At 38.4% G+C, this 12460-nt stretch carries 10 protein-coding genes; 3 read left to right on the top strand and 7 right to left on the bottom strand.

Going from position 1 to position 12460, the window contains the following annotated elements:
- Positions 1-4 precede the first annotated feature (4 nt).
- From rnc to IPMB12_RS08905, 7 genes are all read right to left on the bottom strand, one after another.
- The gene (gene rnc / locus IPMB12_RS08935; protein WP_166916955.1) at positions 5-685 is read right to left on the bottom strand and encodes a ribonuclease III; all 681 of its coding nucleotides are present in this window, start codon (positions 683-685) and stop codon (positions 5-7) included.
- Positions 686-694: 9 nt separating this feature from the next.
- On the bottom strand, positions 695-1690 hold the full coding sequence (lepB, locus tag IPMB12_RS08930; RefSeq protein WP_166916953.1) for a signal peptidase I: 996 nt from the start codon (positions 1688-1690) through the stop codon (positions 695-697).
- A gap of 459 nt (positions 1691-2149) precedes the next feature.
- Positions 2150-3946, bottom strand: coding sequence for a translation elongation factor 4 (gene lepA, locus IPMB12_RS08925; RefSeq protein ID WP_166916951.1), 1797 nt, complete (start codon positions 3944-3946; stop codon positions 2150-2152).
- 106 nt (positions 3947-4052) lie between these two features.
- Positions 4053-5114, bottom strand: a complete 1062-nt coding sequence (locus IPMB12_RS08920) for a MucB/RseB C-terminal domain-containing protein (protein ID WP_166916949.1) — start codon at positions 5112-5114, stop codon at positions 4053-4055.
- Positions 5101-5664, bottom strand: coding sequence for an RseA family anti-sigma factor (locus tag IPMB12_RS08915; protein WP_166916946.1), 564 nt, complete (start codon positions 5662-5664; stop codon positions 5101-5103). The genes IPMB12_RS08920 and IPMB12_RS08915 overlap by 14 nt, the downstream gene beginning before the upstream one ends.
- Before the next feature lie 71 nt (positions 5665-5735).
- Positions 5736-6305, bottom strand: a complete 570-nt coding sequence (gene rpoE, locus IPMB12_RS08910) for an RNA polymerase sigma factor RpoE (RefSeq protein WP_166916944.1) — start codon at positions 6303-6305, stop codon at positions 5736-5738.
- A 284-nt stretch (positions 6306-6589) separates the two neighbouring features.
- Positions 6590-9076 carry a class I adenylate cyclase gene (locus tag IPMB12_RS08905; protein WP_166916942.1) on the bottom strand — a complete coding sequence of 829 codons (2487 nt, stop codon included), beginning with the start codon at positions 9074-9076 and terminating at the stop codon, positions 6590-6592.
- A gap of 311 nt (positions 9077-9387) precedes the next feature.
- Here IPMB12_RS08905 and IPMB12_RS08900 point away from each other — a divergent pair, with 311 nt between their 5' ends.
- The 3 genes from IPMB12_RS08900 to guaB all read left to right on the top strand — a co-directional run bounded on the left by IPMB12_RS08900 (position 9388) and on the right by guaB (position 12411).
- Positions 9388-10005: an NUDIX hydrolase gene (locus tag IPMB12_RS08900; RefSeq protein ID WP_166916940.1), complete on the top strand. Its 618-nt coding sequence runs from the start codon at positions 9388-9390 to the stop codon at positions 10003-10005.
- Positions 10006-10039: 34 nt separating this feature from the next.
- A complete protein-coding gene (ubiG, locus tag IPMB12_RS08895) occupies positions 10040-10753 on the top strand; it encodes a bifunctional 2-polyprenyl-6-hydroxyphenol methylase/3-demethylubiquinol 3-O-methyltransferase UbiG (protein ID WP_166916938.1) in 714 nt (237 codons plus the stop codon).
- 191 nt (positions 10754-10944) lie between these two features.
- Positions 10945-12411: an IMP dehydrogenase gene (gene guaB, locus IPMB12_RS08890; protein WP_166916936.1), complete on the top strand. Its 1467-nt coding sequence runs from the start codon at positions 10945-10947 to the stop codon at positions 12409-12411.
- The last annotated feature ends 49 nt before the right edge of the window (positions 12412-12460 follow it).

The following is a 12460-nucleotide window of genomic DNA, read 5'->3' as shown; positions in this document are numbered from 1 at the left end:
TCTGTCATTTTATTCCTAATTGATTGATCGCCTCTTCTGCGGCAGCTTGTTCTGCTTTACGGCGACTGGCTCCACGGCCGATAAACTCTTGATCTTGATCCTGAATTTTGCATTGCACCACAAACTCTTGTTCATGATCACAGCCTTTAACTTCAAGTATCAAATAAGTCGGTCTTTCCTGATGAATACCTTGTAAGTATTCCTGTAAACGTGTTTTAGAATCTTTTTGCTTGTTACCCGGCTTAATCTCGTCCAGTCGTTCCTGATACCACTGTAATAACAGTTGACTGATAGTTGCCATATCACTATCCAGATAAACAGCACCAATAATGGCTTCCACCGCATCAGAGATGATAGATTCACGACGGCAACCGCCACTTTTTAACTCACCCGGGCCAAGGATTAAGTTATCACCTAAATCAAAGTTTTTACCAATATCAGCCAAGGCTTGTCCACAAACAAGTGTTGAGCGCATCTGGCTCAGATCACCTTCTGCCACCTGCGGAAAACGATGAAAAAGTTCATTCGCGATCACAAAACTTAAAATAGAGTCACCTAAAAACTCCAGACGCTCATTGTGCGACTTATCCGCACTACGATGTGTTAAAGCTTGCTGTAGCAGCTCAATCTTGTTAAAGCGGTAACCAAGTTGTTTTTGTAAGCGCTCTATAGATAAAGAATGCATAATATTCACTTATTTAATTCTACCCATCTGACTGAATCGAATGCCTGTTGGCCATTCATCAGGTTGTTTCTCTAAACTGAGCCAGATGAATGTAGCTCGTCCAACCAGATTCTTCTCCGGAACAAATCCCCAGAAACGGCTATCTTCGCTATTATCACGGTTATCGCCCATCATGAAATATTGCCCTTCCGGAACGATCCATTCACCTGAAGGTAAGTCAGCTTGTTTATAAAAATCACGCGGTTGATAAATAACCATTGGTAGCGTTAAAATCGCGTGTTCATCTTCACCTAAATGTTCGGTTCGGGTTTTCAGATTAAAGTTAGGGGTATTACGTGGTAAATTACCCTTGATATCTTCAAACTGAGATAATGTATAAAAATTTGTTGATGTTTCAGAGAAAACTTGCTGCCAGTTACTATCAACGACAGGTGAATATTGCAGGTTAAGCGTTGTCGTTGAAGTGGTCTGACAGTTCACTTCATCTTCCTGACATGCAGGGTAAATAGTCACTTGTTTAGTATTGGCATTATAAGTAATCTTATCACCTGGCAGGCCTACCACACGTTTAATAAAATCAATACGTGTATCTCTTGGATATTTAAACACCACAACGTCACCACGTTCCGGTGTACCAGTTGGAATCAATGTCGTGTTAGTGATTGGATCTTTAATACCATAAGCAAACTTCTCGACTGCAATAAAATCACCAACAAGTAAATTTGGCATCATAGAGCCTGACGGAATCTGAAACGGTTCATAAATAAATGAACGGATCACAAATACCACAAACAATACAGGAAATAGCGAAGCTAAAGAATCTACCCAGTTTTTAGGTTTTCCTACTTCAGCAAGGACATTACCGTCAATCTTTCCTTCTGTTTGTTTTCTAACTTCTTCAACTTTCCGTTGTCTAGCTGGAGCCCACTTAAATCTTTCTAAACACCACAAAATACCTGTAATAAATGTCGCTACCGTCAATATGATGGCAAATGATCCCGCCATTGTGTTTCCTCTACAAGGGTTATTTAACCTGAAATGAGATATTATACCGTGAATCTTACAATTTATTGAATAAAATATTAACTGGATGATTTTATTGCAATATAAGATATGTATTAGCAAGTCTCTGTTAGTTGTCTGACTTTATTCTGCTAATAAAAAAAGAGCGCCTATATTATATATAGACGCCAAAGTAATAATAGGAAAAATACTATGTAACGTTACAGTTGGTACACAACCTAAAACTAAAGATAACAAAACTTTAGTGATAAATTTATACTAACTAAACTTAGTATTTCGCTGTTAATAGTATCGCATCATATAGGAAATGGGAATCGAATTCTCGTACAAATATACGAAGAAATTTGAAAAAGTTGTGTTAACTACTTATTTTATAAAGTAATAAAAAAGCCTATTTATCATAGGCTTCCTTTGATTTTTTAGTTTAAAAAGTCAGCAAATTTACTCTTTACCAACGTGCAGTATCGCTAAAAACGCTTCTTGTGGTAATTCAACATTACCTACTTGTTTCATACGTTTTTTACCTTCTTTTTGTTTTTGCAGAAGTTTCTTCTTACGACTGACGTCCCCACCGTAACATTTTGCCAGTACGTTTTTACGTAATTGTTTAACCGTCGAGCGGGCAATAATATGATTACCAATAGCTGCCTGAATAGCGATATCAAACTGTTGACGATGAATTAAATCTTTCATTTTTTCAACCAGCTCTCTGCCACGATATGGCGCATTAGCACGGTGAGTAATAATGGCTAAGGCATCAACACGTTCACCGTTTAATAATACATCTAAACGAACCATGTCAGAAGTCTGGAAGCGTTTAAAGCTGTAATCCAGTGAAGCATAACCACGTGAAGTTGATTTTAATTTATCAAAGAAATCAAGAACCACTTCTGCCATTGGAATTTCATACGTTAGCGCAACCTGATTGCCATGGTAGACCATATTCGTTTGTACGCCGCGTTTTTCAACACATAGCGTTATGACATTACCTAAATAAGTTTGCGGCACTAAAATATTACATTCTGCGATCGGTTCACGAAGTTCTAAAATATTATTTAGCGCAGGTAACTTAGCCGGGCTATCAACATAAATGGTTTCATTAGAAGTGGTTAATACTTCATAAATAACGGTTGGTGCGGTTGTAATCAAGTCAAGGTCATATTCACGTTCCAGACGTTCCTGAATAATCTCCATGTGCAGCAGGCCTAAGAATCCGCAGCGGAAACCAAAGCCAAGTGCGCTGGATGTTTCTGGTTCGTAGAATAGTGAGGCATCATTTAAACTAAGTTTAGCCAGTGCATCTCTAAATGCTTCATAATCATCAGAACTAGTTGGGAATAGACCTGCATAAACTTGTGGTTTTACTTTTTTAAATCCTGGCAATGCTTTATCAGCAGGATTACGAGCCAGAGTTAAGGTATCACCTACTGGAGCCCCCTGAATATCTTTAATCGCACAGACAACCCAGCCCACTTCACCACAATTTAATACATCTTTATCAATTTGTTTTGGTGTTGAGATACCTAAACGATCAACGTTGTAAGTCATACCTGTACTCATGACTTTAATTTTATCGCCTTTACGTAGTACACCATTTTTTACGCGAATTAAAGAAACAACACCTAAGTAGTTGTCAAACCATGAGTCAATAATCAGTGCCTGTAGTGGTGCATCAGAATCACCTTCTGGTGGTGGAATATCACGCACTAAGCGCTCAATCACATCAACAACACCAACACCGGTTTTAGCTGAACAGCGCACAGCATCTGTCGCATCAATACCAACGATATCTTCAATCTCTTCAGCGACGCGTTCAGGTTCAGCTGCAGGTAAATCAATTTTATTCAGAACAGGAACCACTTCTAAATCCATTTCGATCGCCGTGTAGCAGTTAGCCAGAGTCTGGGCTTCTACTCCCTGACCTGCGTCAACTACCAGTAAAGCACCTTCACAAGCAGCCAGTGATCGTGATACCTCATATGAAAAGTCAACGTGCCCCGGGGTGTCGATAAAGTTAAGCTGATAAGTCTCACCATTTTGTGCATGGTAATCTAAAGTTACACTTTGGGCTTTAATCGTAATACCACGCTCCCGTTCCAGATCCATTGAATCAAGAACCTGAGCTTCCATTTCACGGTCAGATAAACCACCACAAATCTGGATAATACGATCGGATAATGTTGATTTACCATGATCAATATGGGCAATAATTGAGAAGTTTCTAATGTTTTTATTCATAATTATATATCTAAGATTACTGTCGCTTTAATAAACTGAATAGAGAATATTTTAATGTCGTGCATTTTACACATTAATCAGTGCTAAGCATAGTTTTAGATAGAGACTAGTGAGTAATAATTACAATATTTTTTGCAATTTGTTGAATTGTCTCAAGTGGTAAGTTACCGATAATGACAATATCTTTATCGTTACTATGAGTATTATAGATAGTACGACTACCACGCAGTATCGCATGATTTTTATTATCTCCAGCTGAATTTGAGACGTTAATAGTAAAAGAAAATACGCCATCAGAGAATAACTTAGAACTAATCGTTTCCTGCTGGAAATTCAGGGATGAATAAGACAACTCTTTGAACCCGGCTGGCAGTGTTGTCAGCTCCCAGGTATCACTTTCAGGTTTTACATCTTCTGCGGCCAATAGGACTGGATAAGGTGTTTTAGTCACATAATTTTCAAAATCAGCCGGATCTTCAATTGACTCAAGTTCGACAACTTTAAATTGTTCCAGCAGCGCGTTATTCATATCAAACAAATCAACACGTAGTGGTAAGAAGGTTTTATCATCGATCCAGATGATATAGCTATAGCGATCTTTATCTTTAGATACAATACGCACAAGCTGACAACTACGATTTGCCGCTCTGGCTTTTCCTAATGGGAAAAAATCATAGTAATTGGCAAGCGTATTAAAATTATTAAAAACGACATCCGGAAAAGCCTCGATAATACGAGAACTATTCAATGAAAACGACTCGTTATCTAACTGAAAGTAGCTCACAATATTGTTACGTAAGAGTATTTCTTTCGCGGGTCCATCAAGATAAAGGAGCTGTGCCAATGGCTTGTCGTCGACGATAATATGTCGAAACTTAAACGCATCAGTTAACTTACCATTTTCGGTATTGATAAAAGAGATCTGATAATTTTGGCTAAGAACAGCGTCCTGCATATTATTCAGTAGTTGCACACTACTAAGTGATATTCCATTTGCCTGAGGAGATTCGATAACTGCGCTGGCTTGGTTGATTGTCTCTGTTTGTTCTGCCATGACAGCAGGACTAAGAGCAAATGAAATTAGCGATAAAAAAACCGCTACTACTTTACGACAAGTCAAAGCAGTCAGCGATTTTAATGATAAAAGCACAAAACTATCGGTTTGCATTTAAACGTTTTTGTAACTCGTAATCTTGTAGTAATAGATGAATTTTTTCTGACTCTTGTTTATCTATCGTACTTTCATTAATTTGATATTTGCTGTTGTCCTGAGAAAGTGTTCCCCCAACTGGAGAAACTTGCACCCCAATTGGTACTGTATTTATGACAGGCACATCACCAGCTCCCTGATCGTTACTGTATAATTGCACACCGGCAATAATAGCAAGTGTTACACAAGCAGCTAAACCAACTTGTCCGATGCGAGAAGTTACATCAATAACTTTACTCCAGAATAAATTCTTCACTTTAACCGGTGCTTGCTTGCTGAGATCTGGCTGATCATTCATCACAGGCTCAATGGTTTCATTGGCAATAATACTGGCAATTTGGCTGGTCATATCAAGGTTAACACATTGTGAATGTACTGACCCACGCATACTTTCACGGATGATATGATAACGATGCCAATCCTGTTGCACTTCTTCTGTAATAGCAGATAAGTCAATATTATCAACTAATTCACCATCCATTAATGAAGAAAGCGTCTGTTTTTGCATAATTTGAATACCTTAATTTGTACAATTAATAATCAAAAAATATCTTTTTACTATAACTCTAACTACTGTGACTAAATTAGCGGTTTGAGCTTTTCATCTATTGCTTCCCGCGCTCTAAAAATTCTCGAGCGTACAGTTCCAACAGGTGTATCCATTATTTCAGCGATTTCTTCGTAACTTAAACCATCAATCTCACGCAGGGTAATCGCTGTTTTTAAATCTTCTGGCAACGCCTCTATTGCATCAAAAACGACTTTTTTAATTTCATTAGATAACATTAAGTTTTCCGGGTTATCTATATCACGCAATGAGTCTGCACTTTCATAATTTTCTGCATCAACCACATCAATATCTGATGATGGTGGGCGCCGGCCTTGAGCGGTCAGGTAGTTTTTCGCCGTGTTGACCGCAATGCGATACAACCAGGTATAAAAAATACTTTCCCCTTTGAAAGAAGCTAAAGATCGATAAGCCTTGATAAACGTTTCCTGCACTACGTCAGGCACCTCTGCCTGTAGAACGTAGCGTGAGACTAAATGAGATAATCTATTTTGGTAACGAATCACCAATAGATTAAATGCATTTTTATCCCCTTGCAGAACACGTTCAACCAATACTTGATCGGCCACTTGCTCACTCATTCAGGCCATCTCCACTAATTAATCAACCTTCTGACGGCCTGAATATTTATTCAATCAATGCACATTCACAAGGTTAGAGTTTAAAATTTCAAAAAAGTTCCCAACATTTTAATATTATTTATCAATAAATTGGTATGTTTTTTATGTTTCTGATTAATTTTCATCATGTTATTACTTTATTCATTAAAGAAATCTTTAAAATATACAATAAAATCAATTAGTTACAATTGAAATCATAAAAAAATAAAAAATTAATTTTAGCCAAAAAGTATTATTCGCCAATTTTAGCTAAACGGTACAACCTGACGAGGACCATCCACACAATGAATGATTTGGTAAAACTGAGGAAGGTTAAAATTAACCGATGAGCTGGAAGCAAAAGTAAAACGGTCATCAGCAAGCGTATAAAACTGATTCACATCGTTAACCATGCTTTCTTTACACCCGTTACAATTACGGTAAATTTCTACCTGATTATGTTCGTTAAGAATATAGAGATCAAAGCCTGTAGCTGTGTCTTCAAAGAAGAACTGGATAATTCCTTCACTGGCCACGCTATCAATTTCTTTCGGGAGCTCATTAGTCTCATCTAAAATATTTAGTGCCCGACCTTGCAGCTTATTATTTGAGATAGCCCCATAAAAGTCGATAGTATTATCAAACTGATGTAGGGAAACACCCAAACGCTCGAAGAATAGCCCCCACGAATTACCGGCTAAACGCAGTGGTTTAAACTTTGATAAGTTATTTTGTGAGGTGGTTAAACGGAGCTCAACACATTTATTCATTAAAGAACGAAGCTGTTCTGTAATCACCTGTTTAAAATGTTTGCTATAACAAAATATTTCAATAGAGTCAGGAACATCGGCATCTTTATGCATACGGTTTAAAACTGTTTTTAAAGCATCAAGTACGCTCAGTTCACCGCTAAAATTTAAAATACGAATTTCATTCCAAGAGTTACGATACAGCAGATCAATTGAACCGACTAAGTTACGTTCTTTCTCTCCATAACTCAGCATATTGGTAGAAAGTTGATCTTGCTCTTTGATATTGTTAGCTAGCTCTTCAGTGGGATCATCCGTCAGATTCACAATAATAGCTAAATGACGAATCTCACATGGACCATAGAGCGCCTCTTCTGTAGCGCTTGCTACTTTAACCGGAAAATAGCCTCTTAGGTCATTCACCAGCTGAACCAATTTACTATTATCTCGATTACCACCATTCCACAAGAACAGCTCAGTATCTTTGGAGATTAAGCCATTAAAATATGACCAGGCCACTAGTTTGACCAGATTACGGGTAAACTCCAGATACTGGTGTCCTAAAATAGACTTAATATCTGGTCGTTGATTATATAAGTACCAACCAGCACGATTAACCCGATCTTCTTTAACATGGATGAATGTTAAATTTTTCTCTGATAAATCTTTGGCTATGTTAGGGTTAATAACAGAAACTTTTCCCGGTAACACTTCAAATGCGGTATACAGTTTACGGGTCAAAATAGCCAGATCTTGCGGACTGATTAGCGCTTCCAGGTTATTACGACGACCAAAATTCAATAAATTACGATATCCGGTCATCATGGCATGAAGCAACTCTTCATGGGAGGCTCTGGCCTCACGAATAGTCCATTTATCACATTGATCTAAATATGTAAGCTCTTCAATCCCCCAGCCCCATTCACCCACCAACTGAGTAAGTGCCTGACGGCGCCAGTTTGGATTATCTGATGGTATTGAAAGCTTCTCGTTCACTTTCATATATAGACAGCGTCTGGCAAGCAACAAACGCTCTTCATCATGAATTGCAATCAGGTACTTAGTGACTTTATTAAACACCATAAAGTAAGGATCCAGATGGAAATAACGCATCCTGTTATGGTGAATGAGTTCTTTAATTTCATAGGCAACAGGTCGATTATTTGGGTATTCCCAGGAATAAGCCTCAAGCAGTAATGTTTTAAGCACCGCTTTATAAGGTGAATCAATACTCTTATATAATTGCCACAAGCTGGCACCAAAGTACTCTTCTGCAGATAGTGACACAAATGAGCCAAAATCTAACCAGTCATCCGGATTAATCGCTTTTTCATTAATCAATGCTTGTACGCACTCTTCATAAGAAGAATATGTCACGTCATTTAGGGTTAAGTCAGAAGGAATACGATACCAAAGTAACAATTTGCCAGCTAACACATTCGCTGTCCGGTAAAACTCTTCCAGTAGCAACATATGCTGGGCTGAACCGCAGTTATCTCCGATCAGGCAGTCATGATGATTATTTCTGAAACGATTAACGTCAACAATAAATAAACTGAGTTCGACTCCCTGCGCTTCCGCCCAATACTCAATCGAGTGGCATTTACGCTGGAGCCTTTCTTTTTCACTGGTCGATAAAGGCTGTTCAATACAGACCCATATATCAAGATCAGAAAGAATTGATTGCCCTAAAGAACTGGTACTACCCATCGTATACAGACCAGCAATAGCGGGTTTATGGGCAAGCTCTTCCTGTGAGATTTCACAATGATATTGGTTTTGAATGATTTGAAATAAATCAGAATTTAATTCGTAGTGCGCGATACCAAAAGGAACATTATCTTGTTCATATCCTGGCAAACAAGGTTTATGCAGATGAAATAATGCTGGTAATAATAACAGAACATGCTGGTAATTTTCAGGCATACCGACCAGCGCTCGCTCTCTTCTTAATTGAGCAAGTTCTTGTAATTCTATATTTATTTCATCAATATAGTGTTGCATGTAAAAAAATGGACTCCAAAAATGTGACATTACACACATTTATATTCCAATGCGCAATCTAACATGTTATCTTTTCAAGGTAAAGAGGCATTACATTGGACTTCCAATCTATTTAAAAATAATCATTTTAAACAGGTATTTTGCCTCAACCATAATCCCTTTCATTACCCAATATTTTGCTAACTTATTGATAATATGAGGCGAATTTTTATTATTTCAAATAAGATAAAGCTTTTAGAATAATCAGATGCTATTGTGTAAAATACCGAACAGGACTAGTATTAAGCTAAAATCTACTGTTATTGTTATTTATGAAAACGAAATCAGACATTATTTCTCGTCTTAAGAGCACTAAAACGAAAACGACAAAAGTTTCACTACCTAAAGCAGCGGTATTTATTCCACTGGTGGAAGTTGATCAGGAGCTTCATCTCCTTTTTCAGGTACGTTCTTATACTTTAGTCTGGCAACCAGGAGATATTAGCTTTCCGGGCGGTAAAATTGAACCTTCTGATAGTTCACCTGTTGCAGCGGCTTGTCGTGAAACGTGTGAAGAACTGGGGCTATCTGACGAAGATCTTCTGGTACATGGTATTTTACCCTCATTTAATGCCGCACTTGGTCTGGAGATTTTTCCGGTTATGGGAGAAATACTCCATCCTGAGAATATAAAAATTAATCCGGATGAGGTTGCTGAAGTGTTTACAGTCCCAGTTTCCTGGCTACTGGCGAGTCCTCCTCAAATTGCACATATGCAGTCAGGTTCAAAACCAGCAGATGATTTTCCATTTAACTTACTTCCTAATCACCCAAAAGAGTGGCGTATTCGTTCTTCTCATGCCGTTTATTTTTATCCTTATAAACAGTATATTATCTGGGGACTCACAGCACAGATACTCCATGCTTATTTAGATGTCATTCGTACTTAATGAACGAACTTAATAAATTATTAAAGGACTAAACATGTCATTCAATTACTCCTCAACCAATATTGATCAGGATGAAATTGCTAAGTTTTCAGCTATGGCTGCAGAATGGTGGGACCCTAAGGGTAAATTCAAGCCACTACATATAATCAATCCATTACGCCTTGATTATGTTTTACAAAAAGCGGGCAATTTATCAGGTAAACAAATATTAGATGTTGGTTGCGGGGGCGGTATTTTAACCGAAAGTCTGGCAAAACAAGGTGGAATTGTCACAGGTCTGGATATGGCCGAAGCCTCGTTAAATATAGCTAAGGCACATGCAGCACAGAATCAGCTAACTATCCAATATATCCTACAATCTGTTGAAGAGCACGCTCAGAATAACCCTCAAAAATATGATGTCATCACCTGTATGGAGATGCTGGAGCACGTCCCGAGTCCGGAGTCAATTATTCAGGCTTGTGCAACACTTCTAAAACCAGATGGACACCTGTTTCTATCCACAATTAATCGTAATAATAAATCACGCTTCATGTTAATTGTTGGTGCCGAATATATCGCCCGTTTAGTACCGATTGGAACACATGACTTCCATAAATTTATTCGCCCATCGGAGATGATGAACTGGGCTAGTCAGGCTAACTTAAAAACTGAAGAATTTATCGGCATTGAATATCACCTGCTTAAAAATGAGTTTTCTTTAAGCCGCAATATTGATGTTAACTATATTGGCCACTTCATTTATTAGTCAGTATAAGTTAAGTCACTAATTTGATAAAAACTAGAAATTAATCTTCAGGTAAGGGGGTTGGCTAACCTCCTCTCAATAATTTACTTTGAGATTTTTCACATTTCCCATAAAAAAATCTGGTAATTTCACGTAAAAATCTATAATATATCTCGGCAATATTTTTCAACTTCAAAACGGTGAATATTGCCATGTCTCGAATAATCAAAGAAGCCCTTACATTTGACGATGTCCTTCTCATCCCTGCTCACTCAACAGTTCTGCCAAATACTGCTGATCTAAGCACCCAGTTAACCAAAACTATTCGTTTAAATATTCCTATGCTATCGGCAGCAATGGATACAGTTACAGAAGCAAGTCTGGCTATTGCTCTTGCTCAGGAAGGTGGTATTGGTTTTATCCATAAAAATATGTCTATTGAGCGCCAGGCTGAAGCAGTACGTAAAGTAAAAAAACATGAAAGTGGTGTGGTACAAGACCCAATCACAGTTCTGCCAACCGCAACGATTAAAGACGTGGTTGAACTGGCTAAAGAGCACGGTTTTGCAGGATTCCCGGTAGTCACCAAACAAAAAGATTTAGTTGGTATTATTACTGCGCGCGACGTACGCTTTGCCACTGATTTAACTCAACCAGTGACTGCTGTTATGACACCAAAAGAGCGTTTAGTCACTGTGCTTGAAGGCGAATCAAAAGAGACAATCCTACAGCGTATGCATGAACGTCGTATTGAAAAAGTTCTGGTTGTTGATAATGCTTATCACCTTAAAGGTATGATCACTGTTAACGATATTCAAAAAGCAGAACAAAAACCAAATGCCTGTAAAGATGAACAAGGTCGTTTACGCGTTGGCGCTGCTGTTGGCGCAGCACCTGGTAATGAAGAACGAATTAAAGCACTGGTTGAAGCTGGTGTTGACGTTTTACTTATCGATTCATCACATGGTCACTCAGAAGGTGTGTTACAGCGTATTCACGCGACACGTAAAGCCTACCCTGATTTACAAATCATCGGCGGTAATGTTGCCACTGCTGAAGGTGCTTTAGCGTTAATTAAAGCAGGTGTAAGTGCTGTAAAAGTGGGTATTGGCCCGGGCTCAATTTGTACTACACGTATTGTTACTGGTGTTGGTGTACCTCAGATTACCGCTATTATGGATGCTGTGGAAGCTGCCAGTAAACATGGTATTCCGGTTATTGCTGACGGTGGTATTCGTTATTCAGGTGACGTTGCTAAAGCAATCGCTGCTGGCGCATCTTGCGTTATGGTTGGTTCAATGTTTGCAGGAACAGAAGAAGCCCCTGGTGAGATTGAACTTTATCAGGGTCGTGCTTACAAGTCTTACCGTGGTATGGGTTCACTTGGTGCGATGTCGAAAGGTTCATCAGATCGTTACTTCCAGACTGATAATGCTGCTGACAAACTGGTCCCGGAAGGCATTGAAGGTCGTGTGGCCTATAAAGGTGCTTTGAAAGAAATCATTCACCAACAAATGGGTGGCTTGCGTTCATGTATGGGATTAACCGGTTGTGGTACGATTGATGAATTAAGAACTAAATCTCAGTTCTCTCGTATTACTGGCGCAGGTATTAAAGAGAGCCATGTACATGACGTGGCAATTACTAAAGAATCACCAAACTATCGTTCTGGTATTTAATCAATTCTCAAATAAAAAGAAGCGGTACTCATATACCGCTTCTTTTTTT

Origin of the sequence: Zophobihabitans entericus, assembly GCF_011745665.1 — a bacterium.
Classification (GTDB): domain Bacteria; phylum Pseudomonadota; class Gammaproteobacteria; order Enterobacterales; family Orbaceae; genus Zophobihabitans; species Zophobihabitans entericus.
The sequence above is the reverse complement of the archived record's forward strand: the minus strand, read 5'-3'. Positions and strand labels throughout refer to the sequence as shown.

Coding starts and splice junctions, on each gene's coding strand:
- rnc (WP_166916955.1), bottom strand. CDS start 685: ATGCATTCTTTATCTATAGAGCGCTTACAAAAACAACTTGGTTACCGC.
- lepB (WP_166916953.1), bottom strand. CDS start 1,690: ATGGCGGGATCATTTGCCATCATATTGACGGTAGCGACATTTATTACA.
- lepA (WP_166916951.1), bottom strand. CDS start 3,946: ATGAATAAAAACATTAGAAACTTCTCAATTATTGCCCATATTGATCAT.
- IPMB12_RS08920 (WP_166916949.1), bottom strand. CDS start 5,114: ATGCAAACCGATAGTTTTGTGCTTTTATCATTAAAATCGCTGACTGCT.
- IPMB12_RS08915 (WP_166916946.1), bottom strand. CDS start 5,664: ATGCAAAAACAGACGCTTTCTTCATTAATGGATGGTGAATTAGTTGAT.
- rpoE (WP_166916944.1), bottom strand. CDS start 6,305: ATGAGTGAGCAAGTGGCCGATCAAGTATTGGTTGAACGTGTTCTGCAA.
- IPMB12_RS08905 (WP_166916942.1), bottom strand. CDS start 9,076: ATGCAACACTATATTGATGAAATAAATATAGAATTACAAGAACTTGCT.
- IPMB12_RS08900 (WP_166916940.1), top strand. CDS start 9,388: ATGAAAACGAAATCAGACATTATTTCTCGTCTTAAGAGCACTAAAACG.
- ubiG (WP_166916938.1), top strand. CDS start 10,040: ATGTCATTCAATTACTCCTCAACCAATATTGATCAGGATGAAATTGCT.
- guaB (WP_166916936.1), top strand. CDS start 10,945: ATGTCTCGAATAATCAAAGAAGCCCTTACATTTGACGATGTCCTTCTC.